The sequence below is a fragment of the Roseburia sp. MSJ-14 genome (genome assembly GCF_018918225.1).
Classification (GTDB): Bacteria; Bacillota; Clostridia; order Lachnospirales; family Lachnospiraceae; genus Petralouisia.
This window is the reverse complement of sequence record NZ_JAHLQD010000056.1, coordinates 112892-129955: the sequence shown is the minus strand read 5'-3', so window position 1 is coordinate 129955 and position 17064 is coordinate 112892. Positions and strand designations below refer to the sequence as shown.

The 17064-nt window shown below is 39.3% G+C and carries 16 protein-coding genes; 15 read left to right on the top strand and 1 reads right to left on the bottom strand.

All coding sequences use genetic code 11. The features are described from left to right. The 15 genes from KQI83_RS16180 to KQI83_RS16110 all read left to right on the top strand — a co-directional run bounded on the left by KQI83_RS16180 (position 1) and on the right by KQI83_RS16110 (position 15180). A complete protein-coding gene (locus tag KQI83_RS16180) occupies positions 1-1827 on the top strand; it encodes an ABC-F family ATP-binding cassette domain-containing protein (RefSeq protein WP_216560190.1) in 1827 nt (608 codons plus the stop codon). A gap of 27 nt (positions 1828-1854) precedes the next feature. Continuing rightward, entirely contained in the window at positions 1855-2532 is a 678-nt protein-coding gene (locus KQI83_RS16175) for a hypothetical protein (protein ID WP_216560186.1), read from the top strand. A gap of 11 nt (positions 2533-2543) precedes the next feature. Beyond that, positions 2544-3026 carry a Cys-tRNA(Pro) deacylase gene (ybaK, locus tag KQI83_RS16170; RefSeq protein ID WP_216560183.1) on the top strand — a complete coding sequence of 161 codons (483 nt, stop codon included), beginning with the start codon at positions 2544-2546 and terminating at the stop codon, positions 3024-3026. Between the two features lie 117 nt (positions 3027-3143). After that, positions 3144-4037, top strand: coding sequence for a DegV family protein (locus KQI83_RS16165; protein ID WP_253295682.1), 894 nt, complete (start codon positions 3144-3146; stop codon positions 4035-4037). Between the two features lie 13 nt (positions 4038-4050). Then, a complete protein-coding gene (gene trkA, locus KQI83_RS16160) occupies positions 4051-5406 on the top strand; it encodes a Trk system potassium transporter TrkA (RefSeq protein WP_216560173.1) in 1356 nt (451 codons plus the stop codon). 24 nt (positions 5407-5430) lie between these two features. Continuing rightward, a complete protein-coding gene (locus KQI83_RS16155) occupies positions 5431-6870 on the top strand; it encodes a TrkH family potassium uptake protein (RefSeq protein WP_216560170.1) in 1440 nt (479 codons plus the stop codon). A gap of 16 nt (positions 6871-6886) precedes the next feature. Further along, positions 6887-7117, top strand: coding sequence for a hypothetical protein (locus KQI83_RS16150; protein WP_216560167.1), 231 nt, complete (start codon positions 6887-6889; stop codon positions 7115-7117). Positions 7118-7127: 10 nt separating this feature from the next. Then, the gene (locus KQI83_RS16145) at positions 7128-7397 is read left to right on the top strand and encodes a TM1266 family iron-only hydrogenase system putative regulator (RefSeq protein ID WP_216560164.1); all 270 of its coding nucleotides are present in this window, start codon (positions 7128-7130) and stop codon (positions 7395-7397) included. Beyond that, positions 7384-8592, top strand: coding sequence for a [FeFe] hydrogenase H-cluster maturation GTPase HydF (gene hydF, locus KQI83_RS16140; RefSeq protein WP_216560160.1), 1209 nt, complete (start codon positions 7384-7386; stop codon positions 8590-8592). The genes KQI83_RS16145 and hydF overlap by 14 nt, the downstream gene beginning before the upstream one ends. A 7-nt stretch (positions 8593-8599) precedes the next feature. Further along, positions 8600-9901, top strand: coding sequence for a lyase family protein (locus KQI83_RS16135; RefSeq protein WP_216560158.1), 1302 nt, complete (start codon positions 8600-8602; stop codon positions 9899-9901). 73 nt (positions 9902-9974) lie between these two features. Further along, positions 9975-11636, top strand: a complete 1662-nt coding sequence (locus tag KQI83_RS16130; protein WP_216560156.1) for a SulP family inorganic anion transporter — start codon at positions 9975-9977, stop codon at positions 11634-11636. A 64-nt stretch (positions 11637-11700) separates the two neighbouring features. Further along, entirely contained in the window at positions 11701-12408 is a 708-nt protein-coding gene (gene vanR, locus KQI83_RS16125) for a VanR-ABDEGLN family response regulator transcription factor (RefSeq protein WP_216560154.1), read from the top strand. Beyond that, positions 12398-13489 (top strand): sensor histidine kinase, encoded by a 1092-nt coding sequence (locus KQI83_RS17250; protein ID WP_334300149.1) that lies wholly within the window; start codon positions 12398-12400, stop codon positions 13487-13489. The genes vanR and KQI83_RS17250 overlap by 11 nt, the downstream gene beginning before the upstream one ends. Before the next feature lie 113 nt (positions 13490-13602). Then, entirely contained in the window at positions 13603-14454 is an 852-nt protein-coding gene (locus tag KQI83_RS16115) for a C39 family peptidase (protein ID WP_216560152.1), read from the top strand. A gap of 81 nt (positions 14455-14535) precedes the next feature. Continuing rightward, positions 14536-15180 (top strand): HAD family hydrolase, encoded by a 645-nt coding sequence (locus tag KQI83_RS16110; RefSeq protein WP_216560150.1) that lies wholly within the window; start codon positions 14536-14538, stop codon positions 15178-15180. A gap of 88 nt (positions 15181-15268) precedes the next feature. Here KQI83_RS16110 and KQI83_RS16105 read toward each other — a convergent pair whose 3' ends face one another. Beyond that, on the bottom strand, positions 15269-16873 hold the full coding sequence (locus KQI83_RS16105; RefSeq protein ID WP_216560148.1) for a CTP synthase: 1605 nt from the start codon (positions 16871-16873) through the stop codon (positions 15269-15271). Positions 16874-17064 lie beyond the last annotated feature (191 nt).

The window sequence follows — 17064 nt, the reverse complement described above, 5'->3', positions numbered from 1 at the left end:
ATGAATATATTAACAGCAGAACATCTGACAAAAGCATATACAGCGGAAAGAACCTTGCTGTCAGACGCGGCTTTTAGTCTTCAGGAAGGAGAAAAAGTTGGCGTTATTGGCGTGAATGGGATGGGCAAATCCACACTGTTAAAGATATTGGCAGGAGTAGAAGAACCGGATGAAGGAACCGTCATCATGGGAAATCATGTGAAAATGGCATATTTGGAACAGACCCCGGTATTTGAAGATACCCTGACCATTTTAAAGGCAGCATTGCGAGGATTAGACCAGCAGGACATGGTACTAGAAAGTGAAGCAAAGTCCATGTTGTATCAGCTTGGTTTTACGGATGTGGAGCAGACAGTAAAACACTTATCCGGTGGGCAGAAGAAGCGAATTGCCTTGGTAAACACAGTATTGCAACCGGTAGAAATCCTGATTTTGGACGAGCCGACGAACCACTTGGATAACGAAATGTCTCAGTGGTTAGAAGACTTTCTGGTAAAATTCAAAGGTGCAGTTGTCATGGTAACTCATGATCGTTATTTTTTAGACAGAGTGGTAGACAGAATTGTAGAAGTAGAATACGGAAATATTTACAGTTATCCGGGAAGCTACGCAGATTATGTGGGGCTGAAAATGCAGCGTCAGAATATGGAATTGGCAAGTGAGCGGAAACGGAAAAGTATTCTGAAGAAAGAGCTGGCATGGCTGGCAAGAGGAGCAAGAGCCCGTTCCACCAAGCAAAAAGCTCACATTCAGCGGATAGAGGATATGTTGGCGGCAGATGGACCGATAGAAGAAACCAGTATAGAAATGACTTCTTTAGCCTCCCGCATGGGGAAGAAAACCATAGAAATCAATGGACTTTGCAAGTCATATGGAGAACGAAAACTCATTGATGATTTTACCTATATCTTTTTGAAAAACGATAGAATCGGAATTGTGGGACCAAATGGTTGCGGAAAATCCACCTTGTTAAAAATGATATTAGGACAGGTGATGCCGGATGCAGGAACCATTGAAATCGGAGAAACCATAAAGATAGGATATTTTTCACAGGATAATTCCCACATGGATGAATCTGTGAAAGCTATTGAATATGTAAAAGAAGTGGCGGAATTTATTCAGACACCGGATGGGAAAATCAGTGCATCTGCATTAATGGAGCGGTTCTTGTTTGATGGCACTATGCAATGGACACCCATCGGAAAACTTTCCGGTGGAGAACGCAGAAGGTTGTATCTGATGCGAATTTTGATGGGTGCACCCAATGTATTGATTTTGGACGAGCCTACCAATGATTTGGATATTAAAACCCTGACTATATTAGAGGATTACTTAGATTCCTTTGACGGAATTGTAATTACCGTATCCCATGACCGTTATTTCCTGGAACGCTTGGTAAAGCGTATCTTTGCTTTTGAAGAAAATGGTCATTTGCAGCAGTACGAAGGCGGGTATCTGGATTACATCCGTGCAAGAAAAGAGAGACAGGAAAAGAGCGGTATCGGAAACGGAACGGTTGCAACAACCAAGAAGACAGAAGGAAAAACCTCTCAGGAGGACAAGGCAAAACCGAATTATTCACCGAAAAAGTTAAAGTTTTCCTATAAAGAACAGCGGGAATATGAGACAATAGACGAAGACATTGCAAAATTGGAAGAAAAGGTAGAAAAATTAGAAGAAGAAATACAAAAAAATGCCACCAATAGCGTGAAATTAAGAGAATTGCTGGAAGACAAAGGAAAAGCAGAAATGCAATTAGAAGAAAAAATGGAACGCTGGGTATATTTAAATGATTTGGCAGAACAGATACAGGCACAGGGAAAATAAAAAATACCAATAGAAGTGAGGAAAACAATGGATACGAAATTTCAAAAAAAGCATGAATCTGACATGACAGCAAAAGAAAAAAGGGAGTTAGAACGAGAAAAATTAGCATCCATGCATGGCAAGGAGAAAATAGAGTATATATTATCCTATTACAAGTTTCATATCGGAGTAGTGATTTTACTGATTCTTCTTGCGGTAGGTGTCACCCAGTGGATAGATGATTTTAAAGATGAAAATTATATCTATGCAACTGTGATTAATGCACCCAAAGAGAGCAAAGACATTATGAAGGATTTCCGAAAAAGTATCGGAGATGAAGAAGAGCATCATAAGTATGTGTTAGATACCGATGTATTTCTTACACGGCAAAAACCAGATCAGGAACCGAGTTTGGATTATACCGCACAAATGAAACTGTCTACACAGGTGGGTTCAGCAAGTCTTGATTTAATGATTTGTCCGAAAACGGTCTATGATATGTATACAGGAGAGGATATGTTATACAACATATCCGACCTTATGGGAGAAGATTTTGTGGAAGAACATAAGGATATTTGTACGTCAGATGCCATTATGGTACAGGACAATGAAGTGCTGAACCAATATAACCTTTTATTGGGAAATGAAGACATGTATTTGATTGTATTTCAATATAGCGAACATCCGGAAATTGACAAAGAATTTGTGGAATTTCTGATGAAATAGGAAGTGAGACAATGGCAAAGAAGAAAGAAATTAAAACCAATGCGATGCGCATTTTGGATAAGAACAAGATAAAATATGAAGTGTTGCAGTACGAATGTGATGAATTTATCGATGGGATTCACACAGCGGAAAAGACAGGAGCACCCATTGAACAGTCCTTTAAAACCTTAGTGCTTCAGGGAAAAAGTAAGCAGTATTATGTATTTGTTTTGCCTATTGCAGAAGAAATAGATTTAAAACATGCAGCACGATTGGTAGAAGAAAAATCCGTAGAAATGATCCATGTAAAGGACATTACGGATATTACCGGATATGTCCGAGGTGGATGCAGTCCATTGGGAATGAAAAAGAATTATCCGGTAATACTGCAAGAAGATGCCTGCAAGTATGATAAAATGTATATTAGCGGTGGAAGAATCGGAACTACCTTGTGTCTGAACCCACAGGATTTAATTCAGGTAACCGGAGCGAAAACAGGCAACTTTTTAGTATAATAGTAAAAACAAGGCATAAAAGCCTTTTCTTTTTCAGAAAATGGTATTATAATAGCGGGCAGGGAGCATAGGCTCCCTTACTTGCGTTTGTTAAGTAAAACAGAAATGAGGAAATATATGGCATATCAGATTATTACGGATGGTTCTTGTGATTTAGGAGCCGATATCCCAAAAGAAAAAGGAATCAGAGTAGTACCTTTTTATGTAACATTTGATGGAGTGAATTATAAAAAGGAAATAGAAGAAGTGGGCGTAAGAACCTTCTATCAGGAAATGGTGGACCACCCGAAAGTATTTCCCAAGTCATCGTTACCGTCAGTTCAGGATTATGCAGAAGTTTTTGAAGAGTATGCAAAAAAGGGACTGGATATGATTTGTCTTTGTATTACCACGAAGTTTAGTGGTTCTTACAATTCTGCCAAAACAGCGGCAGATATGATAAAAGACAATTATCAGGATATTCGTATTGAAGTAGTAGATACCACAGTAAACACCGTATTACAGGGATTGCTTGTGCTGGAAGTGGCGAGAATGCAGGAAAATGGTTTGACTTTTGAAGAAACCATAGCACAAATTGAACGCATTAAGTCTACCGGAAGAATTATATTTACTGTAGGAAATTATGAATATCTGATTCATGGTGGAAGAATCGGAAAAGTTATGGGAACAGCCGCTTCCACATTAGGAATTAAGCCGTTAATTATGTTACGGGAGGGAGAGATTTTTCCTACCGGAATTACCAGAAATCGGAACAAAGGAAAAAAGCGTCTGATTGAGCAGGCAAAAGACCATTTTGAGAAAATAGGAAAATCCCCGGATGATTATCAGATTGTGGTGGGATATGGATATGAACGTGAAGAAGCAGTAGAGTTTCGTGATGCATTACTTGCATCCATGAAGACGTATTCTAATATAAAAGATATAGATATTTTCCAAATCGGAGCAACCATTGGTGTGCATACCGGACCATATCCCATTGGTCTTGGTTTGATTCAAAAATACGATAGATAATAGTGGAGGAGTTATGCAGATTATTATAGTGGGTTGTGGAAATGTAGGAACAACATTGACAGAACAATTAAGCAAAGAAGGTCATAACATTACCGTGGTAGATACCAACGCTGCCAAGGTGGAGAATGTGGCAAATCGTTATGATGTAATGGGAATTGTAGGAAATGGAGCAAGTTTCCTGATACAAAAAGAGGCAGGTATTGATGCAGCAGATTTGATGATAGCAGTAACAACTTCTGACGAATTAAATCTTCTGTGTTGTCTGATTGCAAAAAAAGCAGGTGGATGCCATACCATTGCCAGAGTGCGTAATCCAATTTACAATAAAGAAATTGCATTCATTAAGGAAGAATTGGGACTGTCCATGGTTATTAATCCGGAACAGGCAGCGGCCAACGAAATTGCAAGACTGTTAAAGTTCCCATCTGCCATTAAAGTAGATACCTTTGCCAAGGGAAAAGTAGAATTGTTAAAATGCAAATTATGCGAAAATTCTATTTTAGCAGGACGCCCATTAACAGATATATCAGCAAAACTTCACTGTGATGTACTGATATGTACCGTAGAACGTGGAGAAAAAGTATTTATTCCGTCCGGAAATTTTGAATTACAGGCAAAGGATGTTATTTCGGTAGTTGCTTCGCCAAAGAAGGCAAACGAATTTTTTAAGAAAATCGGAATGACCACCAACCGTATTAAAAACTGTATGGTTATCGGTGGAGGTGAGACCACATATTACCTTGCACAGCAGCTTCTTCCTATGGGAATTGAAGTAAAAATTGTGGAACAAAACAAAGCAAGATGTAATGAATTAAGTGAGCTTTTGCCACAGGCGATGATTATTTGCGGAGACGGAACGGAGCGTAGTCTGCTTCACGAAGAAGGAATCGAAAAGACACAGGCATTTGTTTCCTGGACAAACTTTGACGAAGAAAATATTATGTTGACTCTTTTTGCAAAAAGTATTTCTAAAGCAAAGAATGTAACAAAGGTTCATCGAATCGAGTATGACGAGATTATTGAAAACCTTGACTTGGGAAGTGTGCTATATCCGAAAAATATTACTGCTGAGTATATTATTCAGTATGTGCGAGCAATGCAAAATTCCATCGGAAGTAACATTGAAACATTATATCAGTTGATTGAAAACAAAGTAGAAGCATTAGAGTTTCGTGTACATGACCAGTCAGAGCTGATAGGAATTCCATTGAAAGAGTTACGATTGAAAGATGATTTATTGTTGGCATGTATCAATCGTCGTGGAAGAATTATTACTCCGGGTGGACAAGATACCATTGAAATAGGGGATACCGTTATCGTAGTAACAACAAATCGTGGATTCCATGATTTGAAGGATATTCTAAAATAGGCAAGGAAGGAATGGAGTAGAGGAATGCATTATTCAATTATTAGGTATATTCTTTGCTGGGTGTTAGAATTTCAGGCATTGTTTTTGGCATTGCCTTGTATTGTTGCAGCCTGTTATGGTGAGAAACAGGGATGGATGTTTCTTTTTGTGGCAGTGGGATGTTTTGCGATAGGTGCGTTAGGCAGGTTGAAAAAAGCCAAAAGTGACGTTTTTTATGCACGAGAGGGATTCGTAACAGTTTCTTTAAGCTGGATTATTATGAGTCTTACCGGTGCATTACCGTTTTTTCTTACCGGTGAGTTTGATACCTATACCGATGCATTGTTTGAAACAATTTCCGGTTTCACTACCACCGGAGCCAGTATATTAAGTGATGTAGAAGCATTGTCCCGTTGTACCATGTTCTGGAGATGTTTTACACACTGGATTGGCGGTATGGGTGTATTGGTACTGATATTAGCAGTACTGCCTTTGGCAGGTGGCTATAACATGTACCTGATGCGGGCAGAAAGTCCGGGACCTACCGTTGGAAAATTAGTACCGAGAGTGCGTCACACGGCAAGAATCCTGTATGAAATGTATGTATTAATGACAATCGTGGAAATCATCACATTGTTATTGGCAGGGATGCCGCTGTATGACTCTATCACATTGTCATTTGGTACTGCCGGTACCGGAGGCTTTGGACTGTTAAATACCGGAGCCGCGGAATACACTGCAACCGTGCAGATTATACTTACTGTATTTATGATATTATTCGGAATTAACTTTAACGTCTACTTCCTGATTCGGGAGCGAAAAGGGCTGGCAGCGTTAAAATACGAAGAAATGCGGTACTACTTAGGTGTTATTGCAGTAGCAATACTTCTAATTACCGTGAATGTAAGAGAGTTTTTCACAACCATTGGAGAGACCGTGCGTCATGTGGCGTTTCAGGTTGCATCCATTATTACCACTACGGGATTTTCTACTACGGATTTTAATAAGTGGCCGGAGTTTTCTAAGTTTATATTGGTAATATTGATGTTTGTAGGAGCGTGTGCAGGAAGTACCGGAGGCGGAATTAAAATATCCCGTGTGATGATTATGGCAAAGCTTGCGAAAAATGAGTTTTCTCATTTAATTCATCCGAAGCGGGTGCGCCAGATTTCCTTGGAAAAACATGTGGTAAATAAGGAAACACTACGTTCTATTTCTGTATTTTTTATTGCATATACATTCATTTATGCAACATCGGTGTTGCTGATTTCGTTGGATAATTTGGACTTTACCACGAATTTTACAGCAGTAGCGGCAACCTTAAATAATATTGGTCCGGGACTTAGAATGGTAGGACCAACGTCTAACTTTTCCGTATATTCAGATCCGGCAAAGTATGTTTTGATGTTTGATATGCTTGCAGGACGTTTGGAATTGTTCCCAATGTTATTATTATTTGCACCATCAACCTGGAAACGCAATTAAAAAGGAAGTGTTACATATGCGTCAGATGGAATTTAAAATGGAACGAACAGGATTGCTAAAAGAAGGGGATGTTTTACCTATTACAGAGGGAAAACTCCCTACTTCTTATTATTATACTTTAGGTAAGGCGTATGCCATGTCGGCAAACTATACCTTTAGTGAGCGTTTGAAATCAAGAGAAGGAAAAGTAGTAAAAGTACATGAGACACCGAAAGGGTTCTTTGTGACGGTGGAATTTGATGAATAGGAAGGCATATATGGAGTCAAGAGTTGCAATTATCGGAATTATTGTAGAAGAAGCAACTTCCGTAGATGAATTGAACCGTATTTTACATGAATATGGGGAGTACATTATTGGAAGAATGGGAATTCCGTATCAAAAAAAGGGAATCAATATTATTAGTATTGCAGTGGATGCACCGCAGGATGTAATCAGTGCGCTGGCAGGAAAACTTGGAAAGTTGCCGGGAGTTAGCAGTAAAGCGGTATATTCCCCGCGAAAGGAGAAAAGCAATGGGATTAAATAGTACACCTTCTGCGGAAAGGGTACATATTGGCTTTTTCGGAAGAAGAAATGCAGGAAAATCCAGCGTGGTGAATGCAGTCACCGGACAAGAACTGGCAGTAGTTTCGGAAGTAAAAGGAACAACTACAGACCCGGTACAAAAGGCAATGGAATTACTTCCTATGGGACCGGTGGTAATTATTGATACACCGGGAATTGATGATGAAGGAACGCTGGGAGAACAGCGAGTACGAAAGACCAAACAGATTTTAAATAAAACAGATGTAGCAGTTTTGGTGGTAGATAAAACCGTAGGGATTACAGGGGTAGAAGAGGAACTACTTCACATTTTCCAAGAAAAAAAGATTCCCTATGTAGTTGCCTTTAATAAGCAGGATTTGCCACAAGGTAGTGTTCCTAATGAGAAATACGCAATTGCAGTTAGTGCCAAAACAGGGTTTCAGGTAGCAGAATTAAAGGAAAAAATTGCAGGACTTACTATCACAGAAGAACCCAAATTAAAGATTGTGGGAGATATTATCAAACCTTCCGATTTTGTAGTGCTGGTCGTACCAATTGACAAGGCGGCACCAAAAGGAAGACTGATATTACCACAACAGCAGACGATTCGGGATATTTTAGAGTCCGATGCTACCGCTATTGTGGTGAAGGAATACGAACTGCGTGAGACGTTAGAGCAGTTGGGGAAAAAGCCGTCATTGGTAATTACAGACAGTCAGGTTTTTGCAAAGGTTAGCGCAGATACGCCAAGAGATATTCCACTTACCTCTTTTTCTATTTTATTTGCAAGATATAAAGGAAATCTTCAGACAGCAGTACAGGGAGCGGCAACAATAGAGAGCTTAAGAGACGGCGATAAAGTACTGATATCAGAGGGGTGTACCCATCATCGCCAATGTGATGACATTGGTTCGGTAAAGATTCCAAGATGGTTAAAAAATTATACAGGAAAAGAACTTCAAATTGAATTGAGCTCGGGAACAGAATTTCCGGAAGATTTATCCCAATATAAGTTGATTATTCATTGTGGTGGTTGCATGTTAAACGAGCGAGAAATGAAATATCGTCAGAAATGTGCAGGAGACCAGAATGTGCCCATTACCAATTATGGAATTGCCATTGCTTATATGCAGGGGATTTTAAGGCGCAGCGTTGAAATGTTTCCGCATATTTTAGCAGAGCTGCCAGAGGAGTAGAAGTCAGATGGAAAAATTATATGGAGAACAGACCAAACTGGCAGAGGAGAACTTTCGACTGGAATGGAAAAAAGTAAATACGGGCTTGATTTATGCCATGATACAGGTGAAGAAAGCAGTGGCAGTCACATATCAGAAGCTGCTTTCAGAGAAAAAAGAATTATATGAAGCAATGGAAAAATCCTGCGACTTATTGCTGCGTGGAATAGAAAAGAACAATATAGAAGGAATGCCAGTGGAAAAAGTCTTTGTGACAGATGCGTTGCAAGGTGGTGCAGGAACTTCTACTCATATGAATGTGAATGAGGTTTTGGCGAGTTTCACCCAAAAGGAACTGAAAAATAAGCAACAAGTACATCCGTTAGATGATATGAATCGCGGACAGTCAACGAATGATGTATATCCCACTGCCCTTCGTATTGCAGCAATTCAGCGATTACGGGAATTAAGCGAAGAATGTGCAAAGCTTCAGACTGCCTTACAGGAAAAGGAAAATCAATACGATGGTATTAAGAAGCTTGGACGCACAGAGTTGATGGATGCAGTTCCCATCACACTGGGAAATGAATTTGGAGCCTATGCGCAGGCAGTTGCCAGAGACCGTTGGCGGCTTTATAAAGTAGAAGAACGTCTGCGCCAGACCAATTTAGGCGGAACAGCGGTAGGAACCGGAATAGGAAACAGTCATAAATATCAGGCATTGGTAATCGAAAACTTGCGGGATATTACCGGGATTGGATTGGCGAGGGCAGAATATCCTATGGATATGACACAGAATCAGGATGTATTTGTGGAAGTATCCGGACTTTTAAAGGCACTGGCAGTGAATCTTACCAAGATAGCCAATGATTTTCGACTTATGAACAGTGGACCGGATGGTGGATTTGGAGAAATCCGTCTGGCAAAAATGCAGGCAGGAAGTACCATTATGCCGGGAAAAGTAAATCCGGTTATGGCGGAAATGACCATGCAGGTTTCCATGAAGGTAATGGCAAATGATACGGCAATTACCATGGCAGCCGCCCATGGAGAATTTGAATTAAATGCCTTTTTGCCATTAATAGCAGATTGCCTGTTAGAAAGTCTGGAATTATTAACAGGAACTGTAAGACTGTTTCGGGAAAAATGTGTAAAAACATTAGAAGCAAGAGAAGAACAGTGTAAAAAACAATTAGAAAATTCCCATGCATTTGCAATGGAATATATAGAAAAACTGGGCTACGATAAAGTGGCAGAGCTGGTAGAGACTTCTGGCAGTGATGTGGAAGTCTTGCGGAAAAAACTGGAAGAGAAGGATAAGGAAAAATAAAAAGTTGTAATCGGGAGGAAAAAAGGAAGCGGAAGGGGTTCCGCATAAAACACAGAGGAGAAAAAGAAAAGTTATGGAAAAATTAGTACCAAAGCTGTTTACAACCATGAAAAATTACAGCAAAGAACAATTTGTCAAAGATGTGATTGCAGGAATTATTGTGGCAATTATCGCATTGCCACTGTCAATCGCATTAGCATTAGCATCCGGTGTGACACCGGAAAAGGGAATTTACACTGCAATTACAGCAGGCTTTGTGATTTCCTTTCTGGGAGGTTCCCGCGTACAGATTGCAGGACCAACAGCAGCATTTGCAACCATTGTAGCAGGAATCGTAGCCAGAAATGGTATGGAAGGACTGATTGTTGCAACCATTATGGCAGGAATTATTTTGATTCTTATGGGATTATTACGTCTTGGAAATCTGATTAAGTTTATTCCTTATACGATTACAACAGGATTTACCAGCGGAATTGCTATTACCATTTTAGTAGGACAGATTAAGGACTTTCTAGGGCTTACCGTAGTGACAAAGCAACCATTAATTGCTACTACCGATAAATTAAAAGCAGTATTTCGTTTTATTGATACATTTAACTGGCAGGCATTTTTAGTAGGAATGGTATGTTTGGTAATTTTAATCTTTTGGCCATATTTACCGGGAATTTGCAAGAAGATTCCACCGTCACTTATTGCAGTTTTAGTAGGAATCGGAATGGTAAGCGGATTAGGAATGAAAGTAAATACCATCGGAGATTTGTATGAGATTTCCAGTGACCTTCCAAAGTTTGCTTTTCCAAGTTTCTCTTTTGGCATGGTGCAGGATTTATTACCGGATGCATTTACCATTGCAATTCTTGCAGCCATTGAATCTTTGTTATCTTGTGTAGTGGCAGATAGTATGGTAAATGGGCGACATCGTTCTAATATGGAATTGATTGCACAGGGAGCCGGAAATATTACTTCTGCATTATTTGGTGGAATTCCGGCAACAGGAGCAATCGCAAGAACCGCAGCCAATGTAAAAAATGGCGGACGTACTCCGGTTGCGGGAATGGTACATGCAGTTACGTTACTGTTAATCTTAGTTGTATTAATGCCTTATGCAGCATTGATTCCAATGCCTGCCATTGCGGCAATCTTATTTATGGTAGCTTATAATATGAGTGAATGGAGAAAATTCCTTCATTTGTTAAAAACTTCACCAAAGAGTGACATTATCGTATTAGTTTCCACATTTGTATTAACCGTTGTATTTGACTTAGTAGTAGCAATCGAAGTAGGAATTGTATTGGCAGCCATGTTGTTTATGAAGCGCATGAGCGAAGAAACAGAAGTAGAAGGATGGAAATATGTAGATGAAGAGGATGATAATGACCCGGATAGTATTTCCTTAAGAGTTGTGCCAAAGGGAACCATTGTATATGAAATCAGCGGGCCATTATTCTTCGGCGCAGCAGATAAAATCCTGAAAATTTCCTTAGAAGAGGCAGATAAGTGTCTGGTACTTCGTATGAGAAGCGTAAATGCCATTGATGCAACTGCAATGCATTCTTTAGAGGAATTGTATAAGCAATGTGTAAGAAAAAATATTACCTTGGTATTTTCACATGTGAATGAGCAACCAATGAAAGTAATGGAAAAAGACCAGTTTGTAGAACAGGTAGGAAGAGAAAACTTCTGTGTACATATCGATGATGCCTTAGAGCGTGCAAAACAGGTATGCGAAAACTAAAAAATAAGTAAGGTGAACAAAAGCAAAGAAAGCAAATAGAAGGAAGCAAAAGGGGAAGGTTATCATGCAAAGACACATTTTGGTGGTGGATGATGAAAAAGAAGTGGCAGATTTGTTAGAACTGTATCTTTCTAACGAAGGGTATGCAGTACACAAATTTTACAATGGAACAGAAGCACTGGAATGTGTCAAACATCAGGAATTAGAACTGGCATTGCTAGATATCATGCTACCGGATGTGGATGGATTTAAACTGTGCAGAGAAATCCGAAAAGAACATTTTTTCCCGATTATCATGTTGACTGCCAAGGTAGAAGATGTAGATAAAATCAATGGATTGATGCAGGGGGCAGACGATTATATTACCAAGCCATTTAATCCCTTAGAGGTAGTGGCAAGGGTGAAAACCCAGTTGCGTAGGTATTGCAATTATAATCCATTGGGTGAAAAAATGTCAGCATCCAGACCACAGGAAGAATTGGATATTCGAGGACTGATTATCAATAAAAATACACATGAATGTAGCTTATATGGAAAGAAAATTGAATTGACTCCAAGAGAATTTTCCATTCTCTGGTACTTAGGAAAAAGACAGGGAGAAGTAGTTCCTTCAGAAGAATTATTTGAAGCAGTGTGGAAGGAAAAATATCTGGATAATAACAATACCGTGATGGCACATGTAGGGCGGTTGCGGGAAAAGTTACAGGATTCCTATCAAAATCATAAATTTATAAAAACAGTCTGGGGGGTAGGATATACCATTGAAAAGTAAAGCAGATATCAAAGGGGCAATTCTTAGTCGTTTCTTTGGAAAAATGCTCCGAGCCGGAATAATTTATATGATTCTTCTGGTGGTAGGACTATTTTGGGCAAAATCCGTATTAGAAAGTCGTACATGGCACACAGGGGATATGTTTTACTGGCAATTTCATTGGATACAGGACAACCAGATTCTTTTTGTGATATTGCTCTTTCTAGCCGGAATTTTACTTTTGGGCGGGTTTTATTGGATTCGTTTACTGAATTGTTTTCAGGAAGTAATGGATGCAATGGAGCAGATTCCGGAAGGAAAAGAACCCATACGTCTGCGGAGAGATTTGTTAGAAGCAGAGTATTATATGAATGAGATTATGGCAGATATTAAGCGAAATGAGCAGTTGGCAAAGGAAGCGGAACAGCGAAAAAATGACCTGGTAGTCTATCTTGCCCATGATTTAAAGACACCACTGACTTCTGTAATCGGTTATTTAACATTACTGAAGGAAGAACGGCAAATTTCACCGGAGTTGCAGGAAAAGTATTTAGCAATATCCTTAGATAAGGCAGAGCGATTAGAAGAGTTAATTAATGAATTCTTTGAAATTACACGATTTAATCTGACCCATATCGAGTTGGAAAAGTCCAGTATTTCTCTGAAAATGATGTTAGAACAGATTGTATATGAATTTGAGCCCATGTTTTCGGAAAAACAGTTGACGTGTGAGCTGCAAGTAGAACCGGAAGACTTAAAACTACTGTGTGATGGTGATAAGATGCAGCGTGTCTTTGACAACTTGTTGCGGAATGCAGTGTTTTACTGTTACGAGAAAAGCACAATTTATATAATTGCAAGAAAACAAAAAGATACCATACGAGTACAAATAGAAAATCAGGGAACAGAGATTCCAAAGGAAAAATTAGAACGCATCTTTGAACAGTTTTTTCGACTGGATAGTGCCAGAAGCAGTCGAGGTGGCGGAGCAGGACTGGGACTTGCCATTGCAAAAGAGATTGTAGAACTGCATCAGGGAAAGATTTGGGCAGAAAGTGCAGGAGAAAAAACAAGATTTGTGATAGAATTTCCAATAGAATAAATCTTCATAAAATTTTAAGAAATATGCGAGAAAAAGCGCAAAAACCAAAATACTTCTTTTCTTATAATAGAATCCAGAAAAAGAGATTTTAGAAAAAGAAAGGAAGTATTTTTATGTCAACAGGAAATCGTGCCTATCCCACTTCCAGAGGTTCAGCCATAATTAGAAAAAGAAGAAGGCGCAGACAACGGATTCGGAGATTAAAAAAATTTTTGGCAGTGCTGGTGGGAATATTTTTAATTTATAAAGGAGTTAGCATTTTCGGAGCAGATATCATAGAAAAAGTGATGGGGAAGATAAAAGGAGAGGACTTACGGGTAGAGAGATTTATAGAAAAACAAGAAAACAGTAATAGTCAGGAGTATCCGCAAGAATTGTTAGAACTTTTAGAAAAAAATCCGGAGACCTATGATTTTGTAACAAGCTATCCTGATAGGAGTAAGTATCAAGGGAAGGTGATTGATGTCAGCGACGAAGTGAAAGAGGGACAGGTTCCTCTATTTTTGCAGTGGGACAGACGATGGGGATATGATGGCTATGGAAGTGAAATGATTGCGCTGGCAGGATGTGGACCTACCTGTATGTCAATGGCTTATACCTATCTTACGGGCGAAACGGATATGAACCCAAGAGAGATGGCAGAATTTGCAGAGGAAAATAATTATAATACAGAGGCTGGGACAAGCTGGAACTTTTTTACGGATGGCGCGGAGCAGTTAGGATTAAAAGGGGCAGAAATTGGGCTTGATGAAGCAAAAATGAAAGAAGTGTTGGATGAAGGAAAAGTGATTATTTGTAGTATGCGGCCGGGAGATTTTACTACCACAGGACATTTCATCTTGATTCGAGGATATGACGCAAAAGGATTTTTGGTAAATGATCCAAATAGTGAAGAAAACAGTGGAAAACATTGGAGCTATGACAGATTACAGCCACAAATAAAATGTCTGTGGTCAATAGAATAGGATTTCCGGTCTAGACCTGAGTGGACTGTCGTGCTAAAATAGTCCTAAAAAGAAACGAATGAAGATAAAAAGGAGACAGCAATGCAGTATCAGGCAGTAATTTTTGATTTTGACTATACATTGGGAGATTCTACCGAAGGGATTGTAGTAAGCGCAAATGATGCATTAGAAAAAATGGGATATCCAATGGCAAATCGGGAGGCAATCCGAAAAACCATTGGTTTGTCATTGCCGGAAACCTATCAGGCATTAACCGGTGACAAAGAGCCGGAAAAGGGAGAAACATTTCGGCGGTATTTTGTAGAAAAAGCAGACGAGGTTATGACAGAAAACTCAGAGTTATATCCAGATGCAAGAAATATTTTAGCGTATTTGAGGGAAAATGGAGTGCGTGTTGCAGTAGTCACAACCAAGTTTGATTATCGAATTGAGGGAATATTGAAAAAATGTCAGGCAACAGAGTATGTGTCTAAGATTGTGGGTGGCAATAATGTGTCCAATCCAAAGCCTGACCCGGAGGGAACCTTAAAAGTATTAGCGGATTGGGGACTTGCAAAAAAGGAAGTCCTTTATGTGGGAGACAGTTTGGTAGATGCAAAAACAGCACAAAGTGCAGGAGTTCCCTTTGCGGCAGTTACAACCGGAACTACCACAAAAGAAGATTTTTTGCCATATGAAAAAGTAGGAGTGTTTGCGAATTTAACAGAACTTATGACTGTATTATAGAAGAAGTAAAAGCATCAAAGGAGTATAGAAAAAGCACATGATGATTTGTGGTAATTACAATCATCATGTGCTTTTTAAAATATATGAATTATCTCTTAGTCTTAACAGAGGCCTCTACAAATCCTTTGAATAATGGATGAGGACGGTTTGGTCTGGACTTTAATTCCGGATGAGCCTGAGTTGCAATGAACCAAGGATGATCTGGAATTTCAATCATTTCTACGATTCTTCCATCAGGAGAAAGGCCACATAATTTTAATCCGTTTTCGGTAAGGGCTGCACGGTAATCATTGTTAAATTCATAACGATGGCGATGACGCTCTTCAATGTTTTCAGAACCGTATACCTGATATGCCTTGGAGGTCTTGTCCAGTACACAAGGATAAGAACCAAGACGTAAGGTACCACCGATATCTTCTACGCCGTTCTGGTCCGGCATAAGAGCGATAACAGGATGAGTGGTCTGTGGGTCTAACTCAATACTGTGTGCATCGTTAAATTTGCATACATGTCTGGCATATTCAATAATGGCAACCTGCATACCAAGGCAAAGACCAAGGTATGGAACTTTATGTTCACGGGCATATTTTGCAGCGGTAATCATACCTTCTACACCACGGTCACCAAAACCGCCGGGAACAATAATACCCTGTGCAGTACCTAATACTTCATCTACATTGTATTCGTTTAATAATTCAGAATCTACCCATTTAATATTTACAGTAGCGCGTTCTGCAATACCACCGTGTTTCAAAGCTTCTACAACGGAAATATAAGCATCGTGAAGCTGTGTATATTTTCCGACTAAAGCAATTTCTACTTCCTGAGTTGGGTGACGTAATGCATCTACCATTTCGGTCCAGTCGCTTAAGTCCGGTTCCGGACAATCTAAATGGAGACAGTCACAGGCAACCTGAGCCAAATGTTCTTTTTCCATAGCAAGTGGTGCTTCATATAAATATTCCACATCCAGATTCTGAAGTACGTTCTGATTTGGTACATTACAAAACAGTGCAATCTTATCTTTTAATCCCTGATCTAATGGCTGTTCAGAACGGCAGACAATAATATCCGGCTGAATTCCCATTCCCTGTAATTCCTTAACACTTGCCTGAGTAGGCTTTGTTTTCATTTCTCCGGAAGCATGAAGGTACGGAATCAAAGTAACGTGAATTAAAATTGCATTTTCATGTCCTACTTCATGCTGGAACTGACGAATGGATTCTAAGAAAGGCTGGCTTTCGATATCTCCAACAGTTCCACCCACTTCAATAATGGCAATCTGGGTTTCTTTTGTTGTAAAGTCACGATAAAAACGACTCTTGATTTCATTGGTGATATGAGGAATTACCTGAACAGTTCCTCCGCCATAATCGCCACGGCGTTCCTTCTGAAGTACAGACCAGTATACTTTACCGGTAGTTACGTTAGAATTTTTATTCAGGCTTTCATCAATAAAACGTTCATAATGTCCTAAGTCCAAGTCAGTTTCTGCGCCGTCATCGGTAACGAAAACTTCTCCATGTTGAATCGGGTTCATAGTTCCGGGGTCAATATTGATGTATGGGTCAAATTTTTGCATAGTGACCTTGAATCCACGGGCTTTTAACAGACGACCTAAGGAAGCAGCGGTAATTCCCTTACCGAGTCCAGATACAACACCACCGGTGACAAAGACGTATTTTACGGGCATAGGTAGTTCCTCCTTTATATATATGTGTATAATTTTGTACTCAATAACCCATATATTATACTACCATGTTTTCAAGAATGCTAGAACTTTTTAAAAAAACTTTTTATAAGAAAAAAAGAAGTTTAGAAAAACTTAATAAATATGAAGAAAAGTTTAGGAAGAATATATTGATTTTCCTAGAGAATAAACAT

What these genes read in the sequence shown, in the direction of transcription:
- KQI83_RS16175 (WP_216560186.1), top strand. Translation starts at nt 1,855, where the DNA reads ATGGATACGAAATTTCAAAAAAAGCATGAATCTGACATGACAGCAAAA.
- KQI83_RS16110 (WP_216560150.1), top strand. Translation starts at nt 14,536, where the DNA reads ATGCAGTATCAGGCAGTAATTTTTGATTTTGACTATACATTGGGAGAT.
- KQI83_RS16105 (WP_216560148.1), bottom strand. Translation starts at nt 16,873, where the DNA reads ATGCCCGTAAAATACGTCTTTGTCACCGGTGGTGTTGTATCTGGACTC.
- KQI83_RS16155 (WP_216560170.1), top strand. Translation starts at nt 5,431, where the DNA reads ATGCATTATTCAATTATTAGGTATATTCTTTGCTGGGTGTTAGAATTT.
- KQI83_RS16180 (WP_216560190.1), top strand. Translation starts at nt 1, where the DNA reads ATGAATATATTAACAGCAGAACATCTGACAAAAGCATATACAGCGGAA.
- hydF (WP_216560160.1), top strand. Translation starts at nt 7,384, where the DNA reads ATGGGATTAAATAGTACACCTTCTGCGGAAAGGGTACATATTGGCTTT.
- KQI83_RS16135 (WP_216560158.1), top strand. Translation starts at nt 8,600, where the DNA reads ATGGAAAAATTATATGGAGAACAGACCAAACTGGCAGAGGAGAACTTT.
- KQI83_RS16165 (WP_253295682.1), top strand. Translation starts at nt 3,144, where the DNA reads ATGGCATATCAGATTATTACGGATGGTTCTTGTGATTTAGGAGCCGAT.
- vanR (WP_216560154.1), top strand. Translation starts at nt 11,701, where the DNA reads ATGCAAAGACACATTTTGGTGGTGGATGATGAAAAAGAAGTGGCAGAT.
- KQI83_RS16145 (WP_216560164.1), top strand. Translation starts at nt 7,128, where the DNA reads ATGGAGTCAAGAGTTGCAATTATCGGAATTATTGTAGAAGAAGCAACT.
- KQI83_RS16150 (WP_216560167.1), top strand. Translation starts at nt 6,887, where the DNA reads ATGCGTCAGATGGAATTTAAAATGGAACGAACAGGATTGCTAAAAGAA.
- trkA (WP_216560173.1), top strand. Translation starts at nt 4,051, where the DNA reads ATGCAGATTATTATAGTGGGTTGTGGAAATGTAGGAACAACATTGACA.
- KQI83_RS16115 (WP_216560152.1), top strand. Translation starts at nt 13,603, where the DNA reads ATGTCAACAGGAAATCGTGCCTATCCCACTTCCAGAGGTTCAGCCATA.
- ybaK (WP_216560183.1), top strand. Translation starts at nt 2,544, where the DNA reads ATGGCAAAGAAGAAAGAAATTAAAACCAATGCGATGCGCATTTTGGAT.
- KQI83_RS16130 (WP_216560156.1), top strand. Translation starts at nt 9,975, where the DNA reads ATGGAAAAATTAGTACCAAAGCTGTTTACAACCATGAAAAATTACAGC.